The organism is Solwaraspora sp. WMMB762 (genome assembly GCF_049179115.1).
GTDB lineage: Bacteria > Actinomycetota > Actinomycetes > Mycobacteriales > Micromonosporaceae > Micromonospora_E.
This window is the reverse complement of sequence record NZ_JBMHMD010000001.1, coordinates 4,501,739-4,525,503: the sequence shown is the minus strand read 5'-3', so window position 1 is coordinate 4,525,503 and position 23,765 is coordinate 4,501,739. Positions and strand designations below refer to the sequence as shown.

The window sequence follows — 23,765 nt, the reverse complement described above, 5'->3', positions numbered from 1 at the left end:
CAAACCCTTCGTCACGGGTCCTTGCAACCCTTGGATGGGGCCCTTACCGACGGAGGCCGAAAATCGGTACCTCCTTGTCACGGCTGAACGGTGGGTGGGCGGGCTGCCCCGTCCATTCCGCCGGGTCAGCCGCGTAGTTCCCGATGATGCGTGAACACCTTTTCGAATGCCCGAACGATGTCTTTCGCGTCCGACTCGTCGCCGAGCAGTGCCGAGTGATGGACCGTGACCACCCGCCGGCCGGCGTCCTCGGCGACCGGAAGGGAGTAGCCGGTCAGATCGAGCCCGGCGACGGCCTTGAACCGGCTCCGGCTGGCGGGACGGTAGAGCCGGTTGTGGTTCATGGGCGGGTAGCTGGTGTAGATGCCGGCACCGGAGAGTTCGGCCGCGACCGCCGAAGCGATCGGTCCGACGCCGAGCTGCCCGATCTCGTCGTCCTCGATCCGCCCCGCCCACTCGTAGTAGGTCCGCTCGGTGGTGCCGGGTGAGGAGACCTGTGGCCGGATGCCGAGCGCCCCGAGGCCGTCGTCGAGGAGCGCGGCGTTGGCCCGTCGCCTCTCGTTCTGCTCGTCGAGCAGCTCGAGTTGGCCGAGGAGGACCGCCGCCTGGAACTCGGACAGGCACCGATTGCTGCCCATCAGCTCGGCGGTCTGGTCCAGCTCCATCTCACCCACGGCGGGCTCGTGCGCCGTGTACGTGCGACCGTCGGCCCGTAGATGCTCGGCCCGCCGGGAGAGCGCGCCGTCGCCGGTGATGACGGCACCGCCTTCACCACTGGTGAGCACCTTGCTGTGTTGCATGCTGAAGGTGCCGAAGGCGCCGAACGTGCCGACCCGACGGCCGCGGAAGCGGGCGCCGTGGGCCTGCGCACAATCCTCGATCAGTGCGACGTCGTGCCGTTTCGCGATCGCGGTCAGCGCGTCCAGGTCCGCCACGGCCGAGTAGAGATGCACCACGACGATGGCTGCGGTTCGCGGGGTGATCGCCCGTTCGACGGCCGCCGGGTCGAGGCATAGAGTCAAGGGATCGACGTCGACCGGTACGGGAACCGCGTTGACCCCCGCCACAGTGGAGGCGTTGGCGACCCAGGTGAGGCCAGGGATGATAACCTCGTCGCCAGCACCGACCCCACATGCCTCGAGCGCGACCATGAGACTGGCCGTTCCGCTGGCTGTCGGTACGCAGTGTGCGATCTCATGGTACGCGGCGAATGCCTCCGCGAAGCGCCGTTCGAAGCTCTGCTTCCCCTGATATGGTCCGCTGATTGCCCAGCGACCGGAATGGAGAACCTCATTGAGCGCATTGAGGGCACTGGGTGCGGGAGCGGGCCAAGCTGGCCACTGCTGCAAACGTATAGGGGAGCCGCCATTGGCGGCAAGATGGGTCACGTCAGGTCCTCCCCGAGCCGGGACTGCGGCAACCAACGGATCATCGGCTGGGCCCAGTGTGCCAGACGCAATTACCAGTGTCGACTTGAAGAAAACCCCCAAGACGGGCTTGCTGGACAGTCTGATCATTACGGGCGTGATGCCGTGGTTCTAATGTAGGCACTCCGGAATATTGCGCAATGTCCGCATTATCGGTTTTTAGTATATAGTCAATGGCTAGCGGGGCGATGCGGTGATCGGTCGGGGAATATCTCTGATTGGTGCCGGTCCAGCGGTTCGAAAGGGATCGATCAATGACACAATCTGCGGCCAACGACCGAGTTGGCGAGATCGAGCAGGCCATCGTGAAGAGTCGGCGGTACCAGACGGTGGCTCCAGCCACCGTGCGCCGCCTGGCCAGAGCCGCGCTCGTCGCGGCCCGCGGCGATGTTCCCGATGCGGTGAAGCGCACCAAACGCGGGCTACATGAGATTTACGGCGCCTTTCTGCCACCCAAGCCGCCTAACTACTCGGCGTTACTTAAGCAGGTCGACTCTGCCGTCGACGCGGGAGACGACGAAGCGGTCCAGGAGGCCCTCCGGCGTGCGATGTCGGTGCACCTGTCCACCAGGGAGCGACTCCCACACCTGGCGGAGTTCTACCGAGAAGTCTTCCGTGACCTGCCCGAGCCGAACACGGTGCGTGACTTGGCCTGCGGTCTCAATCCGCTGGCTGCGCCGTGGATGGGGCTACCCGAGCGGGCCGTGTACGTCGCATCCGACATCGACGCCCGCCTGATCGGCTTCGTGGGTTCGGTGCTGACGAGATTGGGTGTAGACCACCGGGTGGGGGTGGCTGACATCCTTGAGGATCGGGTTGACGAGCCGACCGATGTCACGCTACTGCTGAAGACGTTGCCCTGCCTGGAAACTCAGCGCCGAGGATCCGGTTGGGAAGCTATCGACCTTGTCAACTCGCCGATTATCGTGGTAACCTTTCCGACCAGATCTCTCGGTCAGCGATCGAAAGGGATGTTCCAGAACTATTCGCAGGGCTTTGAGTCGCAGGCCCGGGAGCGGTCATACGGCTTTCGGCAACTGGAGATTGGCAACGAGCTGGTCTACGTCATTCAAAAGTAGCTTTCGCCGCTCTTTCAGGAGAACTGGATGGCGTCGTGCGTGTGCTTCGGCTGACCCCCTTTTTTCATCACGACTATGTCGACCACTGGCCGGCGGAGTTCGATCCGGTAGGCGGTATGCAGGTCCAGATCCTGGCGCTGTCCCGCAGCCTGGCCAGGGCGGGTGTCGATCAGCTTGTGCTGACCCTGGGTTTCCCCGGGCTGCCACCGACGAAGCAGATCGAGCCGGGACTGACCGTCCGGATAGCCCGGGTCTCGCTGCCGCAGGTCCGCTCCGAGATCACCGGCCTGGTGGGTCTCGGCCAGGCCTGGCTGATCGCCACCGTCCGTGAGTGTCTCCGGCTGCGTCGCGGGACCTGGCGTCCGGACATTGTCCACGTTCACGCGGACGGTCAGATCTGGCCGTTGATCGCGGGCCGGGTCGCGGCCCGGATTCTGGGCGTGCCGTACGTACTCACCCTGCACTGCTCCCGACTCTCGGTCTATCAGCCGATGTCGGCGGTCGACGCCATGGCGCACCGCATGGTCACCCGGGCCGAACGGCAGGCCCTGCGCTTCGCGGCGAGGGTCAGCACGCTGACCGCCCGGACCGCCGACGTGGTGAGCGCCGCGACCGGCCTGGAGCGGTCCAGCATCGTGGTCAATCCGGACGCGGTCGACATCACCCCGGCAACGGCCGCCGAGGCGGAGTTGTTCGCTCAGCGGTACGGGCTGGCCGGTCGGCGTCCGCTCATCGGATACATCGGCCGGGTCGCTCATGAGAAGGGTTGGCCCGACCTGCTCCGGCTGGCCGAGCTTCTCGATGATCTAGCTCCGACCTTCCTCATCGTCGGCGACGGCCCGCAACGGGAACGCATGCAACGGGAGATCGCCGAGGCCGGCCGTACGGATCAGTTCGTGGTCACCGGCTTCCTTCCGCACGACCAGGTGCCGGCCGCGCTCGCCCTGGTGGACACCCTGGTCATGCCCTCGATCCACGAGGAACTCGGCGGCAGCGCGATCGAGGCGATCATGACGGGTACCCCGGTGGCGGCGTACGCTGTCGGCGGTCTGCGCAGCACCATCGGTTCGGCCTGCCCTGATCTGCTCAGCGATCCCGGTGACGTGCACGGGCTCGCCGAGGTCGTTCGGCGGGTACTCGCCCACCGCGACTCGGTGGTCGCCCAGCTCCGCGCAGCTCAGCCCGATACGGCGAGCACGTTCGATCTCGCCGCCACCCGGGACCGGATTCTGGACTGCTACCGCGCCGCCCTCGTCGGAGCCGGGACGGCGAGCGGAACGTGACCGGGCGACGGGGACCGAGTACTGCTCCGGCGAGTGCGGACGGCGACCTTGGACGGAGCCATGTCCTGATCACCGGTGGCAACCGTGGTCTCGGGTTTGCCGCTGCTGCCCTGTTGGCCGATGCCGGTTGGTCGGTCCTGCTCGGTTGCCGCGACGATCAGCGCGGAGCCGCCGCGGCCAGGGCGATACGCCGCAGTGGTGGCCGGGCCACCCACGTACCGCTGGACGTCACCTCTCCGGCGAGTATCGCGGCTGCTGCTGAACTGGTCGCCGCCCACACCGGCGGATACCTCTCCGGCCTGGTCAACAACGCGGGGGTCTTCCTCGATGGACGCGACGCCGGGCCGGAGAGCATCACCGCCGAGGCGGTCCACGAACTGCTCGCCGTCAACGCGGTCGGTCCGCTGCTGGTGACCTGCGCGCTGCTGCCGCTGCTCCGGGCAGCAGGTGGGGCAGCCGTAGTCAACGTGACCGCAGACGACGCCGACCCGAGCACCGCCGACGGCGAGGCCACCGGCTACCGGATGTCCAAGGCCGCGTTGAACGTCATGACCGTCAACCTGGCAGTCGCCCTGCGCAGCCAGGAGGTCGTCGTCAACGCGGTCGACCCGGGCTGGATCCCCACCGACATGGGTGGCCCGGACGCACCAGACGACACGATGGCCGCCGCCAGGCTGGTGGCCTGGGCCGCCACCGTTGCCCGCCAGCGCGGGACCACCGGGCAGGTGTTCACCGTCCGGCAGACGATCGAAGAGCTGGCAGCCGGCGCGGTGGACATGACCACAGCAGGCAGCAGGTAGATCAGACCCCGGGAGGTTTCTCATCAGCGTTTCAGCCGACCTCGGTACCGGTCACGATGATGCCATGACCCGGCTGCGGTACGGCCCCGAGCCGACTGCGGAGGACAGCACCCGGGCCGCCGACGTCTGTGTGATCGGCAGCGGCGCCTCCGGCGCGATCACCGCGTGGGCCCTGCAACGTGCCGGTCTGGACGTCGTCGTCGTCGAACAGGGCCCCTTCGTCGATCCCTGGGTGAGCTACGACGACATCGAGACGAATGCCGAGACCGCCTGGATCCGTCAGGACAGCGGTCTGTGGGAGAAGACCGGCAATCCCTGGTCCACCTGTAACGTCGGCGGCGGAACCGTCTTCTTCGGTGGCGCGGCGTTTCGTCATCGTCCGGTCGACTTCGACTCGGAGACCCGGTTGGGTCACGGAGACCTGCCGTTGCGCTGGCCGTGGACCGTGGCGGAGATCGAGCCCTACTACGCGTTGGTGGAGTCCGCGCTCGGCATCGCCGGTGGCGGGCACGACCCGAGCCTGCCGAGCGACCCTGTCTACCCGATGCCGCCGGTCGAGACCACGGCGGAAGGCGCGGTGATCAGCGCTGCGGCCCGCTCGCTCGGCCTGCATCCCTTCCCGACCCCGCTGGCCATCACCACGACGGCATATCAGGGTCGGCCGCCATGCGGCGGGGAACGTCCATGTATCTCGAACCAGTGCGACCGGGGTGCGAAGGGCGACGCGGTCACGGTGTTCCTGGACCCGGCCCGCAAAGCCGGTCTGCGTCTCTTCGCCGGGCTGAAGGCCGTGCGGATCAGACGCCGGGACGCCACCACCGTGGACGGTGTCGAGTGCATCCGGATGGACAGCGGCAACCGGCATGTCCTACGTGCCCGCCACGTGGTCGTCGCCGGAAACGCCGTCCAGAGCGCAGCCCTGCTGCTGCGCTCCACCGACAAGCAGAGCCCGCATGGTCTCGGTAACGATCACGACATGGTCGGTCGTGGCCTGTGCCTCAAGATGAGCGGCTACGTGCTCGGCTACCGGCGGGCCGAACCGCCGGCAACTCCGCCCGACTACCGCCCCGCCGGACCGGGACCCTTCTCCTCCGCTGCGATCACCGACTACTACACCGCCGATGACGCACCTGGTGGACTCGGCGGTCTGATCATCGAGTCCGGTCCGGAGCAGGCTGTTCGGATGCGCCCCGACGAGCAGATTCTGCGACTCGAGTGCCTCGTACCCGACCAGCCCAGTCTCGACAACCGGGTGTCCCTCGGCCGGGGGGTCGACCAGTTCGGCCTACCGGACGTGGTGATGGACTACTCGCCCCACCCTCGCGACCATGCCCGTCTGGAGTACCTCCAACGGCGGGCCGAGGGGATACTACGGGCCGCCGGCTGTGAGCTGACCTGGCGCGAGTCATCGTATTTCTGGATGGGCAGCACCCATCTGCACGGTACGTGTCGCGCGGGCACCGACCCGCGTACGTCGGTCACCGACCCGGACGGGCGGGTGCACGGACTGACCAATCTGATGGTGGTCGACGGCGGCGTGATGCCCTACCCGGGCGGTGTCAATCCGACGCTCACCATCCAGGCCCTCGCCCTGCGGATGGCCCACCGGCTGCTGCGCCGGGAGTTCGGGATCGAACCCGACCTGTCCTACTCACCTGTCGGCACGGAGCGAAACGAGCGGAGTCAATGACCATCGACATCGGTGCGCGCAATCCACTGGCGCAGGAGCCCACCTGCCCCCGGGACGCCGACGGACGCCCCCGGGTCTTCGTCGAAGGGTCGGGGGCGTACCTGACGGACCTGACCGGCCGGCAGTGGATCGACTTCGACAACGCCCGAGGCTCAGTCGTCCTCGGTCACGGTGACGAGGAGGTCGCCGAGGCGATCGCTCAGGCAGCCCGGGGCCGCAGCGGAGTGGGCACCTCCTGGAGCCCGATGCTGGACGACCTGACCGGCCAGCTGCGGCAGGTGTTCGGCGGCGACGTCGTCGGACTCTACCGAACCGGCACCGCCGCGCTCCGCTCGGTGACCTGCGCTGTTCGAGAGATCCGGGACCGGTCGATCGTCCTCAGCGCCGGATACCACGGGTACGACCCGATGTGGCACTGCGAGGAGCCGTTCACCCCCAACCGGCACGGAATCGTCGAGTTCCTCTTTGATCTCGACGTGCTCGCTGAATGGCTCAGCCGCCCAGCGCAGGTGGCCGCGGTGGTCATCTCTCCCGACCACATGCACCTGGGTGCTCGTTGGTATGCCGAGTTCAGCCGGCTGACCAGGGCAGCGGACGTCCCGGTCATCGCCGACGAGGTCAAGGTCGGCCTGCGTTACCGGGCCGGTCTGTCCACCCAGCTGCTCGACCCGGCGGTCTGGATCGTGGCGAAGTGCCTGGCCAACGGTTCACCGGTTGCGGCGGTCGGCGGCGACGCACACCTGCTCACCCCGTTGCGGGACGTCTCGTTCACCTCGTACTTCGAACCGACCGCGTTGGTGGCCGCGACCACCACGTTGCGCCGGATGGCGACCGGCGGGCCGCAACGGTCCATCCGCGCCGCCGGCGAGTCGTTCATCGCCCACACGCGGTCGACGTTCGCCAGCACCGGCGTGCCGATCGACATCGCGGGCAACGGCAACCTCTTCCAGTTCGTCTGTGCCGACAGCGAGGTGCAGGATGCCTTCCACGCCGCGGCGGCAGCCGAAGGGCTGCTCTTCTTCGAGGGCGACAACCAGACTCCCTCGGCGGCGTTCGCCGGGGCGGTCGTCGAAGACGCGTGTGGGCGGATCGACCGGGTGTGCCGTGCGCTCGCCGGCCGCTTCACCGACCGGGAGATCACCGAGCATTCCTGGTACGCGAGCGCATGGGGTGCCATGGATGGTCTGGCGGACCGGCCTCGTACCCGGCAGCAGACCCTCGCGATCGTCGAGCGGCTCTGGGCGGACTGAGACCACCTCGCCTCACCCCTTGTGGATCGCTATCAGCTCCTCCGACGCCAGGCTGGCCCGTGAAATGCGCCAACCCCGATCGCGGGCCAGCTCGGCGAGCTCCTCGACATGTCGAGACACGAAGACCGCAGCTCGACCGTTCATGGCCCGGGTGGGGAACGAAACCACCACGTCGCGGCAGTCCAGTCGGTCGACCAGCGCCTGCCCGGCACCAGTACGGCGCCCCTCCATGCAGTGGTACGTCTTGAGTAGTAGCGCCAGGTCGGCGCTCACCGGCCGGCCGTCGGCGAGCACATCCTCGTGCTGGACCTCGCAGTCCGGGTATGTCCGCGCCAGAAACGCGTTACCCAACCCAACGAACGACGCGTTGAAGTCGTAGCCGACGTACCGCGCCTCGCTGACCTGCCTCAACCAGGGCAAGGTGAACGGGTTCAGCGCGCACGCGAGGTCCGCCACCGTCCGTGGCGGCGGTACCAGTCCGAACAGGACAGGGTAGAAGTCGTCGAGGTCGGGCAGACGCTCGGCGGTGGAGAAGTGGCCGCCCAGCATCTGCCGGCACCAGTCCCGCCGGCCCTGCGGATCGTCGAGATCGGCTCGGTCGACCGCCCGTCGTAGCGCCGGTGGCCGAGTAGTGAGCAGATGCAACGCAGCCACTTTGTGCAACCGGGCCCGGACCCGCCGTTCCAGCTCGGCCGGGTCGCCAGTGCCCCGCCCTTCCCGCCGCACCAGGTCGACAATCGTCTCCGGGTGGATGTCGCGGTATTTGGCGGCCGAGGTGAGCCGGGCGATCACCTTGTGGACGGCGGGAGAGGTCACCGGTCGGTCATCCCTGCCCGCCCGGTTCGCGTCCGGCGGGTCCGGCCAGCTGGCCGGACCGGATCATCTCCAGCAGGCGGGTGTAGAAGCGAAGATTGTGCAGGGTGGCGAGCCGGTCCGCCAGTCCGTCCTTCACCCGGAACAGGTGGTGCAGATAGCTGCGGCTGTACCTCTGGCAGGTCGGACAGTCGCAGGTCGGGCAGATTGGCTGGTCCTTGCGGGAATTCTCCTCGTCGAGGATGTAGATGTTCTGGTAGAAGCTCCGATCCGGAGTGAGCTGCCGGCTGGCGATGTCAGGTTTGAACGCGTAAAGGCGGCCATGCCGGGCATCCCGGGTCGGGATCGTGCAGTCGAAGATCCATCGGGTGTCGAGTTCGCAGAGGGAGACCAGATGCTCGGGCCGGCCGACTCCGAGGGCGAACAGCGGCGCGTCGGGTGGAGTGATCCGGGCGAGCAGGGCGAACATGTCGCGCTCCAACTCGCCAGCGGAGTTCAGCGGCCAGCCGCCGAATCCGAACCCCTGCGCCCCCGACTCGACGAGGGCGTCGACGCAGCGTTGGCGCAGCGTCGGATCGGTACCGCCTTGGACCACCCCGACCAACAGGGGCGGTTCCGACGTCCGGCGCTGCCGACACTGGAGGTCGTACGCCTGTCGGGCCTGCCGGAACCAGCGGATCGTGCGCTCGGTGGAAGCGAGCTGCTGAGCCGGGGAGTCCTCCGGGCCGGTGCAGTCATCGAGGGCGATCACCACGTCGGATCGGAGGCCGAACTGCCATTCGATGACCTTCTCGGGGGTGAGCACGATCTTCTTCGTATCTGGCGACTCTTGGAAAGTCACCCCGTTCGATCGGATTGACCCGATCTGTCCCCGTTTGCGGATAAGGGAGAGTATCTGAAACCCGCCGGAGTCAGAGACGATCACACCGTCCCAGGCCATGAAGTGGTGTAGCCCGCCGGCCCGTCGGACGGCCTGGAGCCCGGGGCGCTGAGCCAGGTGCATGGCGTTCACCATCACCGCCTGGATCCCCACTGTTGCCAGGTCACGGCTGTCGACCGCGCGGACCGAGGCCCGTGTTCCGTCGGGTAGGAAGGTCGGCAGAACGACCGAACCGTGAACGGTCTCCAGCCGGTGCGCGGCCTGCAATCGGTGCCCAGCGGGAGCGGCAGGGCCTGCGGAGATCATCAGGTCGCAGCTCCTCGACGGCGGCAGACGGCTTCCCCACGATACGCGACCCGCCGGACGCCATCTCGGCCGCCGCCTGGACTGGCGGCTGACTGGCTGGACTGGTAGGTCTTGACTGGGTCTGTTCCTCGTCGGACCGGCACGTGTCCTTGTCGGACATGCACGTGCGAGGGCTCGTACGCTACCACTGTCCGGTGGCTTTTTCCTGGCCGGCCGTACGGTGAATCGCGCTGGACAGCATTTCCTTCTGGTCCGATCATGGACTGGCGTTCCGGCTGTCAGATGGCAGCCGGGCTCAACCGACTCCATCACCCTGATTTGCAGGTGAGACGTGCCGATCTTCGCCGATCTGCGGACCGACTGGAAGATTTTTCGACAAACGCTGCGCACCTCGACGTTTCGAGAATCTGTTGTCGACAGTATCGAATACATCCGGATCCGATCCCACGAGAGGCGGGAGCGCTTCGACGAGACATTCGGCACCGAGACCAACGGGATCGTGGGCCTCGCTGATATCGACGGTGTCGGGCCGCACATGGAGGAGGCGTCCCACTACCTGCCGACCCGCAGACGTGAGTTCGAGCGTATGATGGCGAGCGTCGGAGACATCGATCATCGGGATCACGTGTTCATTGATTTTGGCTGCGGCAAGGGTCGAATCGTGCTGCTGGCGGCCGGCGCACCGTACAAGAAGGTCATCGGTGTCGACTTCTCGCCCACCTTCGTCAAGCAGGCTGAGGACAACCTGCGCCGCTACACCGGGCCGCTGGAGGCCGCCGAGGTCGAGTTGCTCGCTATCGATGCTGCTGACTTCGTTGTGCCTGCCGAGAATCTGGTCGTGTACTTGTTCTCGCCCTTCGGGCCGCCGGTATTCACGACAGTGATGAACAACCTGGTTTCGGCGGCACGAAGAAACCAGAGAAAGATTACGGTCATCTACTACTCGCCGGACTACGACGATCTTGTCAAACAAGCCGGATTCACTCTCGTCGGCCATGACAAGGGTGACCATTGGCCGTGGAGCATCTACTCGGTCGGCGGCTGATACGAAAGTGCCTGCGGCGGGTGAACGTCGTCAATCCGTCGCGTCCCGGGGCCGGGTTGTCGGCCGGCGGCGAACCGCAGGGCGGCGCCAACCAGGATCGCCAGAAGGCCGCTGACAACGAGCGGGCCCAGCGTGCGCCCGGTGACCGGAAGTCCGTCGTCCGATGTGCCGTCGCCCGGTTCGTCGGTTACCGGCGGTCCTTCCCCGATGTACCGGAAAGCGATCTCGTTGGAGGTGCCGGCCGGGGTGCGGACGGAAATCGTCGTCTCGCCGGCCTCGCAGGCGGGGGTCGGGAAGGTCAACACGTTGAACGCGCCACTGACCGTGACGACCGCCGGCCCGAGCGTCTGGCCGCAGACTGTCACCCGGGTTTGCCCGGGGACGAAGCCAGTACCGCTGACCGTCGCCGTGGTGCCGCCGGCGGCGGTTCCCTCACCGGGGTTCACCGAGTCGATCCAGGGCGTGGCAGCGCTCCGGTACGTGGAGTCGGTGAGCGTGTCGACGCCCGTAGGTCCTGGTGTTGCCGGATCGGACGGCTGTGCTGGCCGCGCGCACGCCGCCTCGGCGACGGTCACCGTGCCGGCCGAGACCGTGACCGTGCCACCGGCCGTGTCGCCGGTGATCTCGAAGGTCGCCGTGGCGGCGGTGACGGCGGTGACGCGGGGGCCGAGCTCGCGGATCTCGGTTCCGGTCACGCTCGCGGTCAGCCGCGCGCCGGTCAGCCCGGTCACCGGCAGCGAACGGCTCGACGTGATCGGTGACCCGTCGACGGGCAGGCTGACGGCGGCACCGAACACGGTCAGCCCGTCGAGCGCCGTCTCCACCGCCGCCCGCCGGTCCGCTCCACAGCTCACCGAGGCGGAGGCTGTGGTCACCGCCAGCGCGGGTACGCCGAGAACACTGACGGCCAGGTCGCTGACCGTGCCGGACCCGGTGCTGTGGTACGGCCGTCTGGTGACGGACACCTCCTCGACCGTCCCGCTGGCCGACACGCCGACGGCCGTCGGCAGGGCGACATCGAGCGCGTTTTCGCTGTCGGTGCCGGGCGTCGGCGGGGCGGTGGCGCTGCCGACGACGGCATCCGCATCGATCACGGTGGTGCCGAGAACGTCGGCGGCGAGGTCGAACCGGACGCCGACGGCCTGCTCGTCACTCTCCGCTGCCGTGACCGGCCCGGACGCAGACAGGCTGGCGAGCGCTCCGGCCAGGGCTGCGACGGTGAGCATGGATGTATTGCGGCGTGTGGTGGTACGCACAGTTCCTCGTCTCGGACTTCGGCATCACACCGCGCCAGGTGGGGATACGACTCGCACTGGCGGGCAGGAGCAGGAGTGGCGTGGCCGGAAGAATTCGGCAACGACAGGCTGAACGAGAGAAAATGCGACCAGTTACGCAATTATCGCTAGATCGGCCAGATCGGTCAGATTGCGACCGACTGCCAGGGCGCCGGTGCGGCTAGGGAGTACGAGGACGCCGACAGGGTCAGCGGTCCGCCGGCGCCCGCCGGCTGCCCGGCGGTGCCGGCAGGTCGGCATGTCAGACTGCCGTACGTGACATCGCGTCCGCAGATTCCCAACGTGCTCGCCGCCCGGTACGCCTCCGTCGAGCTCGCCGCTCTCTGGTCCCCGCAGGAGAAGATCCGGCTGGAACGCAGACTCTGGCTCGCCGTCCTGCGCGCCCAGCGCGACCTCGGCATCGCGGTGCCGGACGGGGTGATCGACGCGTACGAGCGGGTCGTCGACCAGGTCGACCTGGCCGCCATCGCCGAGCGCGAGCGGATCACCCGGCACGATGTCAAGGCCCGGATCGAGGAGTTCAGCGCGCTCGCCGGCCACCAGCACATCCACAAGGGGATGACCTCCCGGGACCTGACCGAAAACGTCGAACAGCTGCAGATCCGGGCATCGCTGGAGCTGATCCGCGACCGGGTCGTCAGCACCCTGGCCCGGCTCGCCCGGCTCGCAGTCGAGCACACCGGGCTGGTCCTCGCCGGCCGCTCGCACAACGTCGCCGCCCAGGCCACCACGTTGGGCAAGCGGTTCGCATCGGCGGCCGAGGAGCTGCTCATCGCGTACGAACGGTTGACCGACCTGATCGACCGCTATCCGCTGCGCGGCGTCAAGGGGCCGGTCGGCACCGCCGCCGACCAGCTGGACCTCTTCGACGGTGACGCCGCCAAGGTCGCCGAGCTGGAGCGCCGGGTCGCCGGTCACCTCGGCTTCCGGCGGGTATTGGACAGCGTCGGCCAGGTCTATCCGCGCTCCCTCGACCTGGACGTGCTCTCCGCCCTGGCCCAGGTCGCCGCCGCCCCGTCCTCGCTGGCCACCACCATCCGGCTGATGGTCGGCCACGAGTTGGTCACCGAGGGCTTTCGGCCCGGACAGGTCGGCTCCAGCGCCATGCCGCACAAGATGAACACCCGCTCCAGCGAGCGGGTGAACGGGCTGGCCGTGGTGATCCGGGGCTACCTGTCAATGGTCGGCGAGCTCGCCGGCGACCAGTGGAACGAAGGCGACGTCTCGTGCTCGGTGGTACGCCGGGTGGCGCTGCCGGACGCGTTCTTCGCCGCCGACGGGCTGTTCCAGACCTTCCTCACCGTGCTCGACGAGTTCGGCGCGTACCCGGCGGTGGTCGCCCGGGAACTCGACCGTTACCTACCTTTCCTGGCCACCACCCGGATTCTCGTCGCGGCGGTGCGCGGCGGCGTCGGCCGGGAGGTAGCGCACGAGGTGATCAAGGAGCACGCGGTCGCGGTGGCGCTGGCCATGCGGGAGCAGGGTGCCGCCGACAACGACCTGTTCGACCGGCTCGCCGCCGACGGGCGGCTCGGGCTGAGCCGGGACGAGATCGACACGGTGGTCGCCGACCGGGTCGGCTTCGTCGGCGCCGCGCCGTCGCAGGTGCGGGCGGTGGCGGACCGGGTGGCCGCGGTGGTCGCCGACCACCCGGTGGCCGCCGCCTACCAGCCGGCCCCGATCCTTTAGACCTACCTGCCGCAGACCTACCTGCCGCCGGGCCCCGATCAGGTGGACCTACTTGCTGCCGGAGCCGGCCGAGCCGCCGGTCTCGTTGCCGGCGCTGGCGTCGGCGTGACTCGCGTCGACCTTCGACTGCTTCGAGTCGTCGCCGGCGTCGGGCCGGATCTGCAGCACCACGGCGGCCGTCCCGTACGCGCAGAGCTCCATGTGGGTGCTGCCCACCTGCCGGGTGTCGAACCGCATCCCGATGACGGCGTTCGCGCCCTTCTTCTTGGCGGCGTCGCCCAGCTTGCCGATGATCTCGGTCCGGTACTTGGTGAGGCTGGCCGGGCCGCCCGGGTCGGACTTGCCGCCCCGCAGCGCCTTGACGCCTTCCTTGAAGGGGTTGATCGAGCGGACCACCGAGGTGACCACCTCACCCAGCACGATGCGGATCTCGTATCCAGGTAGATCGTTCGTCGTCACGATCAGCACGGAACCGATGCTATGAGCGACAGTGTGCCCTGATCGCGGGCATTGGTGGAGCCTGCGCCATCTGTGAAACGGCACGGCGCGGACGTCCGGTCGCCAACCGCGACGGCGCGGACCCCGTGGCTGATCACGGAGTCCGCGCCGTCGCGCGCCAGGACCGGTTGGCCAGGTCACGCCAGTTCAGGTCAGGTCAGACGCCGGTTACCGAGCGGATCCAGGACCGGTTGTACGCGACACTGCCGTAGTTCTGGATGTTGACGCCGTTGGCGGTCGACGCCACCCCGACCTGCTGGCCGTTGTAGAACTGCGGGCCGCCGGAGTCGCCCCGCCAGGCGTTGCCGTTGATCCGGGTGCTGCGGATCGCCCGGCCGCCGTACGCGTCGGTGACGCTGGTGCTGGTCACCTGGACCGAGGCGGTCTTCAGTTGGGTCGACGCGCCGCAGCCGCTGTAGCAGGTCATGCCCCAGCCGTAGATGCTGTTGGTCGAGCCGACCGGCGGGTAGCTGCTGGACAGCGTCACGTAGCTGGTGCTGACCGGGCTGGAGAAGTAGAGCAGCGCCAGGTCGTAGCGGCCGTACGCGGAGCTGACCGTACGGGTGACGCCGCCGGAGGAGCGGTAGACGCTGCCGATCCGGACCGACATCGAGCCGCTGACACAGTGCCGCGCGGTGAGCACCCAGTTGGCGGCGATGATCGTGCCGGAGCAGGTGAACGAGCCGTTGCTGAAGACCGCGGCGGCCCACGGGGCGGACGACACCGTCCCGCCGCCGATGATCTCCTCCGGCGCGGCCGTCGCCGCGGTCGGCGTGGCCAGCAGGCCGATCAGGGTGGTGGCTACTGCTGCCACAGCCAGGCGAACGCGCATGGGTGGGGCTCCTTCCGAGGGGGCAACCCGGGTACGGGTCGGTGAGCCACGCCGCCGGACGGGTATCCGGCAGCGGAGTTTGTTGCAGCGCCCGTCCGACGGTCGTCACCGGGCGTTTGACGAAAGACGTTAAGCGCTTCGATGGTCATCTACAAGGATCAAATCGAAGTCATACGATGCATTGATGTCCCGCAGTGGCGTCCCACGCCTTTCGAGGTCCCGCGCTGCCCGCGCTGCGTCCGGCGGCGGTCGCCAACGAGGGTGCGGCAGGCCGTCCGTGGGTGCCCGGCCCGCCCAGTGAGCCGGTCCGTCGGCGGTGGCCGATGTCGTCGTTATCGGTTCGTGGCTGATTTGTGGCCCGATCACCGATTCGGCTCTCCGACCGCCGGTGCGTCGTACCCGGTGCCACCAGGTAGGCTGAGCGGTGCGCGGCCCGTTCGAGGCCGGCACCCCCAACGCGTACACGGTCAGGAGTGCCACGTGGCTCGCGTCGTCGTCGACGTCATGCTCAAGCCGGAAATTCTCGATCCCCAGGGTCAGGCTGTCGCGAACGCGCTGCCGAGGCTCGGTGTCAGCGACGTCTCGGCGGTACGGATCGGCCGACGGATCGAGATCGAGTTCGCCGGCGAGCCCGACCTGGATCGGGCTCGGGAGATCGCGGACAAGTTGCTGGCCAACCCGGTCATCGAGGACTACCAGGTCCGGCTGGCCGAGCAGCCTGAAACAGCCGGTGATCCGTCATGAGCGCCCGGATCGGGGTGGTCACCTTCCCGGGCTCGCTCGACGACGGCGACGCCGCCCGCGCGGTGCGGCTCGCCGGTGGGGAGCCGGTCCGACTGTGGCACGGCGACGCCGACCTGCGCGGCGTCGAGGCGGTGGTGCTGCCCGGCGGCTTCTCCTACGGTGACTATCTGCGTTGCGGAGCCATCGCCCGGTTCGCCCCGGTCATGCAGTCGATCGTCGCCGCCGCCGGTGACGGCCTACCGGTGCTCGGCATCTGCAACGGCTTCCAGATCCTCTGCGAGGCCCACCTGCTGCCCGGCGCGCTCACCCGCAACCAGCACCTGCACTTTCGCAACCGGGACCAGATGCTCCGCATCGAGACCGCCGGGACCGCGTTCACCAACGCGTTCTCCCCGAAACAGGAAGTCCTCGTCCCGCTCAAGAGCGGCGAAGGCTGCTACGTGGCCGACGAACAGACCCTCGACGAGTTGGAGTCGACCGGCCGGGTGGTGGCCCGCTACGTCGGCGGCAACCCCAACGGTTCGCTGCGGGACATCGCCGGCATCACCAACCCCACCGGCAACGTCGTCGGGCTGATGCCTCACCCGGAACACGCCGTCGAGGACCTGACCGGCCCGTCCCGGGACGGACTGGGCTTTTTCACCTCCATCCTCAAGTACCTCGCGGGAGTGCCGGCATGACCACCCAGTCGGAGGCGGCGGCCGCCGCCGGCCCGGCAGCGACCGACCTCGGCGTACCGGTCGACCGGTACGCCGGTGGCCCGGACACCGTCGAACGCGCCACCGACACCCCTGGTGAGCTGCAGCCGTACACCGAGCTGGGGCTGCGCGACGACGAGTACGAGCGGATCCAGCAGATCCTCGGCCGCCGGCCGACCCAGTCAGAGCTCGCCATGTACTCGATCATGTGGAGCGAACACTGCTCCTACAAGTCGAGCAAGGTGCACCTGCGGCAGTTCAGCGAGAAGGCCCCGGCCAGTGACCTGATGCTCGCCGGCATCGGCGAGAACGCCGGCGTCATCCGGGTCTCCGACACCCTCGCCGTCACCTTCAAGGTCGAATCGCACAACCACCCCAGCTTCGTCGAGCCGTACCAGGGGGCGGCCACCGGCGTCGGCGGCATCGTCCGCGACATCCTCGCCATGGGCGCCCGCCCGGTCGCGGTGATGGACCCCCTGCGGTTCGGCGCCGCCGACCACCCGGACACGGCCCGGGTGCTGCCCGGCGTCGTCGCCGGGGTCGGCGGCTACGGCAACTGCCTGGGCCTGCCCAACATCGGCGGCGAGGTCGTGTTCGACCCCTGCTACCAGGGCAACCCACTGGTCAACGCGCTCTGCCTCGGCGTACTGCCGGTGGACCGGCTGCAGAACAAGGCCGCCGCCGGCGCCGGCAACGTCGTGGTGCTGATGGGTGCCAAGACCGGCCGGGACGGCATCGGCGGGGTGTCGGTGCTGGCCAGCGCCACCTTCGACGACGCCAGCCAGCAGCGCCGCCCGTCGGTGCAGGTCGGCGACCCGTTCATGGAGAAGCTGCTGATCGAGTCGTGCCTGGAGCTGTACGACGCCGGGCTGGTCGTCGGCATCCAGGACCTCGGCGGCGCCGGCCTGACCTGCGCGCTCACCGAGACCGCCGCTGCGGCCGGCACCGGCATGCGGGTCTGGCTGGAGCGGGTTCCGCTGCGTGAGCCGTCGATGGAGCCGCACGAGATCCTGGCCAGCGAGTCGCAGGAACGGATGCTGCTGATCGTCGAGCCGGCGCAGCTCGACGCGGTGCTCGCCACCGCCGAGAAGTGGGGCGTGCTGGCCACCGCGATCGGCGAGGTCACCCCGGCCGAGCCGGACGGTCGACCCGGGCGGCTGGTGATCAGCTGGCGGGACCACGTGGTGGTCGACGTACCGCCGGGGTCGCTGGCCGACGACGGCCCGGTCTACGCCCGGCCGATGCGCGAGCCGGCGGACCTGATCCTGTTGCAGGCCGACCGGGCGGAGACGCTGCCCCGCCCCGGCACCCCGGACGAGCTGCGGGAAACCCTGCTGCGGATGATCGCCTCGCCTAACCTGTGCGACCGCAGTTGGGTGACCGAGCAGTACGACCGGTACGTGCTGGGCAACACCGTGCTGGCCCAGCCCGAGGATGCCGGGGTCATCCGGATCGACGAGCAGAGCGGCCTCGGTGTCGCCCTGTCGGTCGACGGCAACGGCCGGTACGCCCGGCTCGATCCGTACCAGGGGGCGAAGCTCGCCCTTGCCGAGTCGTACCGCAACGTGGCGGTGACCGGTGCCCGCCCGGTGGCGGTCACCAACTGCCTCAACTTCGGCTCGCCCGAGGACCCGAGCGTGATGTGGCAGTTCGCCGAGGCGGTTCGCGGCCTCGCCGACGGCTGCGCCGAGCTCGGTATCCCGGTGACCGGCGGCAATGTCAGCTTCTACAACCAGACCGGTGCCGCCGCGATCCACCCCACCCCGGTGGTCGGTGTGCTCGGTGTGCTCGACGACGTGGCGCAGCGCGTCCCGATGGGCTTCGTCCCGCCGTCACACAGCGACGGTGACCTGATCATGCTGCTCGGCGAGACCGAGCTGGAACTCTCCGGATCGGAGTGGGCCTGGGTCACCCACCGGCACCTCGGCGGTACGCCACCCAAGGTCGACCTGGACCGGGAGCGGGTGCTGGCCACCGTGATCGCTGAGGCGGCCCGGGTGGGGCACATCACCTCGGCCCACGACCTCTCCGACGGCGGGCTCGCCCAGGCGCTGGTCGAGGCGTGCCTGCGCCGGTCGATCGGGGCGCGGATCGCGTTGCCGCCGGAGTTCACCGACGGTTCGATGCCGTTCGTGTTCCTGTTCAGCGAGTCGGCGGGGCGGGCCATGGTCGCGGTGCCGCGCGGGCACGAGAAGGCGTTCACCGCGCTCTGCGTGGAGCACGGACTGCCCTGGACCATGATCGGGGTGACCGATCTGGCAGCCCGGCTGTTGGAGGTCCGCGACCAGTTCAGCGTCGGTCTGGACGAGCTGCGCGGCGCCCACACCGGTACCCTGCCGGCGCTGTTCAGCGCGGTGGGGCCGCGTAACGTGCCGGCGGACCCGCAGGATCCGGACGCCGTCGGGGTGCTGGCCAGCGACGCGGTCGCGATTGACGCCCCGGCCGGTACGCCGGAGCAGACCACGGCGACGGTGGACGTCGACCCGGACAGTGACGAAGCCGAAGCGGTGACCGAGCCGGCGGACGCCGGTGCCGGGGCCGGGTCGGACGACGGTGACGACTCTGCTGAGGACGGGGAGTCCTCGAGTCCGGCCGAAGCGGTGACCGAGCCTGCCGCGGTGACCGAGCGGGAAACGGAAGCAGTCACCGACAGCGAAGCGGTAGCCGAGGAAACGGCGGCCGGCGACGCGACCGCCGACGACGCGGCTCAGCCGGTGGACCGCCCCGACCCGTCCGCCGGCAAGCCGAAGGACCAGAGCTGACCGGGCGGTCGACAGACTGACTGATCGACGATGGGCCGGACCCGAACGGGTCCGGCCCATCTCATCGATGTGGCGTCGAGTGGCCGTCAGTCGTCGAGCCAGTCGAGGGAACGTCGCTCACCCCGGTTGCCTGCCTGCGGCGTGGCACCGTGCCGAGGTTGGTCGCCAGGCGGCTGCTCGGCGCCGTACGGCTGCTGGTCGTAGGGCTGCTGTCCGTACGGCATCTGCTGGTCGTAGCCGCCCCGTTGGTCCGGGACGCGGCGGTCGTCGTAGCCGCCGCCCGCAGGCGGGTAGCGGCCACCTTGGTCGTAGCCGCCACCGGTTGGGGGGCCGTACCCGCCCGGTTCCCGGCCGGACTCGTAGCCCGCCGACCCGCCGGGGCTGTAGCCCGGCGACCCGTAGCCCTGGTCGGAGCCGTATCCACTGCCCCGGTCGCCACCGTAGCCACCGCCCGGGTAGCCCGCATCGGGGTAACCACCGGCCTGGGGTGGGCTCTCTCCGTAGCTTCCGCCGTAGCCGGCACTTCCGCCGTAACCGCCGCCGTCCGGCCCGTAGCCGGGGCTGCCGCCCCGGTAGCCGGGCTGCGGCGGTTCCGGACCACGCGGTGGTGGCGGCACATCGCCACGCCCCTGATCCGGGCCAGGGTAACCAGCGGATTCGTACGGTGGGCCGGACTGCCCGTAGCTGCCCGGCTCGTAGCGCCCGGTCGGCTCGTCGTAACGGTCGGTGCCGTACCCACCGGCGGGGGAGTCCGCTCCGTACCTGGCGCCGGAGTAGCCCGCGCCGCCGGCGTCGCCGTAGCCTCGGCCGCCGCGGTAGCCGCCGGCCTCGTCGGCTGGCGGCCGACCGGCAGGCTCACCGTACTGACCGGGTACCGGCGGGGTGCCGTAGGTGCCGGGTGCCCCGGACGACGGGGCGTTGCCGCCGTACTGACTGCCGCCGTAGGTGCCGCCGGGGCGGGCCGCGCCGCCCGGTCCGCCGTAGCCGGAACCGGCCCCGCCACCCGGCTGGTCGGCACCGGGAACCGCGCCGTAAACGCTGGTGGCACCGGCAGGGTCGGAGCCGTAGCCGGGCTGGGTCGGCGGTCCACCCCAGCCGGGGCGCTGGTCCGCGCCGTACCGTGGCTCGGGCCCGGCCGGCGGGTTCGGACCGGGCGGCGGCGGAGCACCGTACGGGTCGGGGAACTCGTCCTTGATCGGTGGCATCTGGTGCAGCATCGTCGGCGCGTCCGACAGCGACGGGCGGGTGATCATCGTGGCGTCGGAGACCGGGCCGGGTGGCATCGGCGGCATCGCCACCCGGGTCGCGTCGTCGGCACCGTGGTAGACGCCGCGACTGCCCGGCGGGGCGGCCCGCCCGCCAGCTGGGTCGTCGTCGGCCGGTTCCGGGTCGTCGTCGACGTCGCCGTCCTTGCGCCGCACCAGCAGCAGCACGATGGCCCCGACACCGAGCGCGACCAGCAGGCCGCCCATGATGATCAGCAGCCAGGAGCCCATCCCCCCGCCGCTGCTCTCGTTCGCCAGGTTCTGGGTGTCGACCGGTGGGGCGTCGGTGGCCGCGCCGCTCGGCGTCGCCTCGGCGGTCGCCGACGGGGTCGCCTCCGGGGTGGCCGACGGGGTCGGCTCCACGTTCGACTTCAGGGTGATCCGGTCGACGGTGATCGACTGCCCCGCGGCGGCGGTGACGACCTTCACATCGCTGTCGTCGTACTCGTCGGCGGTCGCCGCGATCCGGATGTCGCCGGGAACGATGGGTCGGTCGTTGCTGGAGGTGAACCGGTAGTTGCCGTTGCCGTTGGTGGTGGTGTCGTAGCTGTTGCTCTGCGAGTCGCTCATCACGACCACGGCGCCTTCGATCGGTTCACCGGTGGAGACGTCGGTGACCTTGCCGGCGACCTCCTTGACCCGGGGCGCCTCCTGCGGCCCGCGGACCGAGACGTCGCGCTGGACCCGGCCGTTCTCTCCGTCGACCACGGCGACGATCTCCACCCGGCCGGTGCGGTTCTGGTTGGTCCCGACGTTGCCGGCGATCAGCTCGACCGTGTATTCCTTGCTCGCGCCCCGCTCGATCGTGTCGGTGAAGTCGCACGAACCTTCGCACCGCAGCTCGTTGATGTTCGTGGCGACCCGGATGTTGAAGGACGTCCCGCCCTCCACCTCCTCCTCGCCCGCCGGGTTGTTGTTGACGATCTTGAACACGAGGGTGGCCCGGCCACCGGAGCTGAGGTTGGCGTTGGAGAGGCTGGTGATGGTGACTGTGGGTGCAGCGGCGGCCGCTGGCGCGGCGGGCAGGCCGACTAGTGCGACGGCAGCCAGCGCTGCGACAACACCGGCCCGCGAAAGCCAGGCTCGTAGGTGTGTTGTCACGTCCACCGCCTTCCGGTTTGATCCTTCCCCCGCACCAGGATTCGGGCAGGGGTCACCCGTGACGAGTACACCGTCGGCAACTATGCCTTGCCGGGACGGATGTGCGCGACCCAGGGGCGGGAGCAACTGGTACCGGAGCTAGTCGTATCGTCCCGATGTGTCCTCTCCGTACAGTAAGTCCACTACGGTCGCCGCCGTGCGGGACGCCCTGGCGGCCGGTGCCGTCCCCGCCCGTGTGCAGCTACGCGATGCGGTCCGCCTGCTGTTGGCGGCGCTGGCCGAGCGAGCGCCGGGCCGATCGGTGGAGGTCCGTGTCCCACCTTACGGTGCAATTCAGTGTGTAGCCGGGCCGCGACACACCCGTGGCACCCCCGCGAACGTGGTGGAGATCGACCCGGTGACCTGGGTGCTGCTGGCGACCGGCGATCTCGACTGGGCCTCGGCCGTGGCGAACGGACAAATCTCTGCGAGTGGTCCGAGGTCCGATATATCGCTGTACCTGCCGCTGTGAGCCGGGCCGGCGATTTGCCGGCCGGCTGCGGCGGTCACCCGGCAGGTGTGGGGCCAAATGGAGCACTCTGGGCCAACCGGAACCTCGCGTACACTGTTCGGCGACGGTAGTCCGGTGACACCCCGCGCTGAGGCGTGCAGGCCACCTGCAGGCCAGGCGTCAGTGCAGACCAGTACGAGGGAGCGGCAGGTGCCTCGAGGCGACGGCCGGTTGAGTCACGACCTTGATCCCCAACGACCCGGTCCGCAGGACGCCTGTGGCGTGTTCGGGGTGTGGGCACCGGGGGAAGAGGTCGCGAAGCTCAGCTACTTCGGTCTCTACGCCCTGCAACACCGGGGCCAGGAGGCCGCCGGGATCGCGGTGAGTGACGGCTCCGGCGTGGTGGTCTACAAGGATCTCGGCCTGGTGGCCCAGGTCTTCGACGAGCCGACCCTGGCCAGCCTGCGCGGCCATCTCGCCATCGGGCATGCGCGCTACTCCACCACCGGCGGCTCGACCTGGGAAAATGCCCAGCCGACGATCAAGGCGACCAGCGCCGGCACGACGATCGCCCTGGCGCACAACGGCAACCTGGTCAACACCGCGGAGCTCGCCCGCGAGGCGGTCGACCGAGGGTTGTCCGGCGACGGCTCGACCTCGGACACCGCCCTGGTCACCAGCCTGCTTGCCAGCCGCCCGGACCTGTCGGTCGAGGCCGCGGCGCTGGAGGTGCTGCCGACCCTGCGGGGGGCGTTCAGCTTCGTCTTCATGGACGAGACAACGCTGTACGCGGCCCGCGACCCGCACGGCGTCCGGCCCCTGGTGCTCGGCCGGCTGGAGCGGGGCTGGGTGGTCGCCAGCGAGACCGCCGCGCTGGACATCGTCGGCGCCACCGTGGTCCGTGAGGTGGAGCCGGGCGAGCTGATCGCGATCGACGAGCATGGGCTGCGGTCGGCCCGGTTCGCCCCGCCGGAGCCCAAGGGCTGCCTGTTCGAGTACGTGTACATCGCCCGCCCGGACACCACCATCGCCGGGCGTAACGTGCACGCCGCCCGGGTGCAGATCGGCCGCCGCCTGGCCCGGGAGCACCCGGTCGAGGCGGACCTGGTGATCCCGGTGCCGGAATCGGGCACGCCGGCCGCGATCGGCTACGCCGAGCAGTCCGGCATCACCTACGGCGCCGGCCTGATGAAGAACTCGTACGTCGGCCGTACGTTCATCCAGCCCTCCCAGACGCTGCGTCAGCTCGGCATCCGGTTGAAGCTCAACCCGCTGCGGGAGAACGTCCGTGGCAAGCGCCTGGTGGTGGTCGACGATTCGATCGTGCGGGGCAACACCCAGCGGGCGATTGTGCGGATGCTGCGCGAGGCGGGTGCTCTGGAGGTGCACGTACGCATCTCGTCACCGCCGGTGAGCTGGCCGTGCTTCTACGGCATCGACTTCGCCACCCGGGCTGAACTGCTGGCCAACGGGCTGGACACTGAGGGTATACGCCGGTCCATCGGTGCGGATACTCTCGGTTATGTCTCGCTTGCCGGTCTGATAGCGGCAACCGAGCAGCCGAAGACACGATTGTGTCGGGCATGTTTCGATGGGGAGTACCCGATCGAGTTGCCAGCTGGCAATCTGATCGGCAAGCACGTGCTCGAAGGTGTGGACCGCCGGGTCGCTGGCGGGGTCGGCCATCCGGGGGACATCACCGAGCAGGACTATCAGGCCGGTGGCGACCGGACCGGCCCGGGCGCTCAACGGTTCGCTGTCAGCACTGGCGGCCCCGAGGCCCTGCACCGCCCGTAGCACCGGCCGGACCGGCCTCGG

The 23,765-nt window shown here is 69.3% G+C and carries 19 protein-coding genes; 12 read left to right on the top strand and 7 right to left on the bottom strand.

Going from position 1 to position 23,765, the window contains the following annotated elements; all coding sequences use genetic code 11:
- Positions 1–125: 125 nt before the first annotated feature.
- On the bottom strand, positions 126–1,388 hold the full coding sequence (locus ACN27J_RS20135; protein WP_421368491.1) for a DegT/DnrJ/EryC1/StrS family aminotransferase: 1,263 nt from the start codon (positions 1,386–1,388) through the stop codon (positions 126–128).
- A 293-nt stretch (positions 1,389–1,681) separates the two neighbouring features.
- Between ACN27J_RS20135 and ACN27J_RS20130 the strand changes: the two genes are divergently transcribed.
- The 5 genes from ACN27J_RS20130 to ACN27J_RS20110 all read left to right on the top strand — a co-directional run bounded on the left by ACN27J_RS20130 (position 1,682) and on the right by ACN27J_RS20110 (position 7,529).
- The gene (locus tag ACN27J_RS20130; protein ID WP_421368489.1) at positions 1,682–2,506 is read left to right on the top strand and encodes an Rmt family 16S rRNA (guanine(1405)-N(7))-methyltransferase; all 825 of its coding nucleotides are present in this window, start codon (positions 1,682–1,684) and stop codon (positions 2,504–2,506) included.
- A gap of 116 nt (positions 2,507–2,622) precedes the next feature.
- Entirely contained in the window at positions 2,623–3,789 is a 1,167-nt protein-coding gene (locus ACN27J_RS20125; protein WP_421368486.1) for a glycosyltransferase family 4 protein, read from the top strand.
- Complete coding sequence (locus ACN27J_RS20120) at positions 3,786–4,589, top strand: SDR family NAD(P)-dependent oxidoreductase (RefSeq protein WP_421368484.1); 804 nt, start codon at positions 3,786–3,788, stop codon at positions 4,587–4,589. The genes ACN27J_RS20125 and ACN27J_RS20120 overlap by 4 nt, the downstream gene beginning before the upstream one ends.
- Before the next feature lie 64 nt (positions 4,590–4,653).
- Positions 4,654–6,279 (top strand): FAD-dependent oxidoreductase, encoded by a 1,626-nt coding sequence (locus tag ACN27J_RS20115; RefSeq protein WP_421368482.1) that lies wholly within the window; start codon positions 4,654–4,656, stop codon positions 6,277–6,279.
- Positions 6,276–7,529 (top strand): aminotransferase class III-fold pyridoxal phosphate-dependent enzyme, encoded by a 1,254-nt coding sequence (locus tag ACN27J_RS20110; RefSeq protein WP_421368480.1) that lies wholly within the window; start codon positions 6,276–6,278, stop codon positions 7,527–7,529. Before ACN27J_RS20115 ends, ACN27J_RS20110 begins: the two co-directional genes overlap by 4 nt.
- Before the next feature lie 12 nt (positions 7,530–7,541).
- On the opposite strand, the gene ACN27J_RS20105 is transcribed toward ACN27J_RS20110, so the two are convergent.
- Both ACN27J_RS20105 and ACN27J_RS20100 read right to left on the bottom strand, forming a co-directional pair.
- Positions 7,542–8,345: a hypothetical protein gene (locus tag ACN27J_RS20105; protein WP_421368478.1), complete on the bottom strand. Its 804-nt coding sequence runs from the start codon at positions 8,343–8,345 to the stop codon at positions 7,542–7,544.
- A gap of 7 nt (positions 8,346–8,352) precedes the next feature.
- Complete coding sequence (locus ACN27J_RS20100) at positions 8,353–9,528, bottom strand: tRNA-ribosyltransferase family protein (RefSeq protein WP_421368476.1); 1,176 nt, start codon at positions 9,526–9,528, stop codon at positions 8,353–8,355.
- Positions 9,529–9,859: 331 nt separating this feature from the next.
- On the opposite strand from ACN27J_RS20100, the gene ACN27J_RS20095 reads away from it, so the two are divergent.
- Complete coding sequence (locus ACN27J_RS20095) at positions 9,860–10,573, top strand: methyltransferase domain-containing protein (RefSeq protein WP_421368473.1); 714 nt, start codon at positions 9,860–9,862, stop codon at positions 10,571–10,573.
- Here ACN27J_RS20095 and ACN27J_RS20090 read toward each other — a convergent pair.
- Complete coding sequence (locus tag ACN27J_RS20090) at positions 10,555–11,829, bottom strand: IPT/TIG domain-containing protein (protein WP_421368471.1); 1,275 nt, start codon at positions 11,827–11,829, stop codon at positions 10,555–10,557. The two genes, ACN27J_RS20095 and ACN27J_RS20090, sit on opposite strands and share 19 nt — an antisense overlap.
- A 294-nt stretch (positions 11,830–12,123) precedes the next feature.
- Here ACN27J_RS20090 and purB point away from each other — a divergent pair, with 294 nt between their 5' ends.
- Positions 12,124–13,557, top strand: a complete 1,434-nt coding sequence (gene purB, locus ACN27J_RS20085; protein ID WP_421368469.1) for an adenylosuccinate lyase — start codon at positions 12,124–12,126, stop codon at positions 13,555–13,557.
- 48 nt (positions 13,558–13,605) lie between these two features.
- On the opposite strand, the gene ACN27J_RS20080 is transcribed toward purB, so the two are convergent.
- Complete coding sequence (locus tag ACN27J_RS20080) at positions 13,606–14,025, bottom strand: YbjQ family protein (protein ID WP_421368467.1); 420 nt, start codon at positions 14,023–14,025, stop codon at positions 13,606–13,608.
- 187 nt (positions 14,026–14,212) lie between these two features.
- Positions 14,213–14,887 (bottom strand): S1 family peptidase, encoded by a 675-nt coding sequence (locus ACN27J_RS20075; protein ID WP_421368464.1) that lies wholly within the window; start codon positions 14,885–14,887, stop codon positions 14,213–14,215.
- 480 nt (positions 14,888–15,367) lie between these two features.
- On the opposite strand from ACN27J_RS20075, the gene purS reads away from it, so the two are divergent.
- Genes purS through purL form a run of 3 tightly spaced genes read left to right on the top strand, consistent with a single transcriptional unit; the run spans position 15,368 to position 19,091 of the window.
- Positions 15,368–15,631 (top strand): phosphoribosylformylglycinamidine synthase subunit PurS, encoded by a 264-nt coding sequence (gene purS / locus ACN27J_RS20070; protein WP_278172523.1) that lies wholly within the window; start codon positions 15,368–15,370, stop codon positions 15,629–15,631.
- Positions 15,628–16,311 carry a phosphoribosylformylglycinamidine synthase subunit PurQ gene (gene purQ / locus ACN27J_RS20065; protein WP_278172521.1) on the top strand — a complete coding sequence of 228 codons (684 nt, stop codon included), beginning with the start codon at positions 15,628–15,630 and terminating at the stop codon, positions 16,309–16,311. The genes purS and purQ overlap by 4 nt, the downstream gene beginning before the upstream one ends.
- Positions 16,308–19,091 carry a phosphoribosylformylglycinamidine synthase subunit PurL gene (gene purL, locus ACN27J_RS20060; protein WP_421368461.1) on the top strand — a complete coding sequence of 928 codons (2,784 nt, stop codon included), beginning with the start codon at positions 16,308–16,310 and terminating at the stop codon, positions 19,089–19,091. Before purQ ends, purL begins: the two co-directional genes overlap by 4 nt.
- 86 nt (positions 19,092–19,177) lie before the next feature.
- Here purL and ACN27J_RS20055 read toward each other — a convergent pair whose 3' ends face one another.
- On the bottom strand, positions 19,178–21,457 hold the full coding sequence (locus ACN27J_RS20055) for a carboxypeptidase regulatory-like domain-containing protein (protein ID WP_421368458.1): 2,280 nt from the start codon (positions 21,455–21,457) through the stop codon (positions 19,178–19,180).
- A 157-nt stretch (positions 21,458–21,614) separates the two neighbouring features.
- Here ACN27J_RS20055 and ACN27J_RS20050 point away from each other — a divergent pair, with 157 nt between their 5' ends.
- Positions 21,615–21,968 carry a sterol carrier family protein gene (locus tag ACN27J_RS20050; RefSeq protein ID WP_421368455.1) on the top strand — a complete coding sequence of 118 codons (354 nt, stop codon included), beginning with the start codon at positions 21,615–21,617 and terminating at the stop codon, positions 21,966–21,968.
- 189 nt (positions 21,969–22,157) lie between these two features.
- Positions 22,158–23,744, top strand: a complete 1,587-nt coding sequence (gene purF / locus ACN27J_RS20045; RefSeq protein WP_421368453.1) for an amidophosphoribosyltransferase — start codon at positions 22,158–22,160, stop codon at positions 23,742–23,744.
- The last annotated feature ends 21 nt before the right edge of the window (positions 23,745–23,765 follow it).

Coding starts and splice junctions, on each gene's coding strand:
- ACN27J_RS20125 (WP_421368486.1), top strand. CDS start 2,623: ATGCAGGTCCAGATCCTGGCGCTGTCCCGCAGCCTGGCCAGGGCGGGT.
- ACN27J_RS20100 (WP_421368476.1), bottom strand. CDS start 9,528: ATGATCTCCGCAGGCCCTGCCGCTCCCGCTGGGCACCGATTGCAGGCC.
- ACN27J_RS20075 (WP_421368464.1), bottom strand. CDS start 14,887: ATGCGCGTTCGCCTGGCTGTGGCAGCAGTAGCCACCACCCTGATCGGC.
- ACN27J_RS20115 (WP_421368482.1), top strand. CDS start 4,654: ATGACCCGGCTGCGGTACGGCCCCGAGCCGACTGCGGAGGACAGCACC.
- purL (WP_421368461.1), top strand. CDS start 16,308: ATGACCACCCAGTCGGAGGCGGCGGCCGCCGCCGGCCCGGCAGCGACC.
- ACN27J_RS20110 (WP_421368480.1), top strand. CDS start 6,276: ATGACCATCGACATCGGTGCGCGCAATCCACTGGCGCAGGAGCCCACC.
- purQ (WP_278172521.1), top strand. CDS start 15,628: ATGAGCGCCCGGATCGGGGTGGTCACCTTCCCGGGCTCGCTCGACGAC.
- ACN27J_RS20130 (WP_421368489.1), top strand. CDS start 1,682: ATGACACAATCTGCGGCCAACGACCGAGTTGGCGAGATCGAGCAGGCC.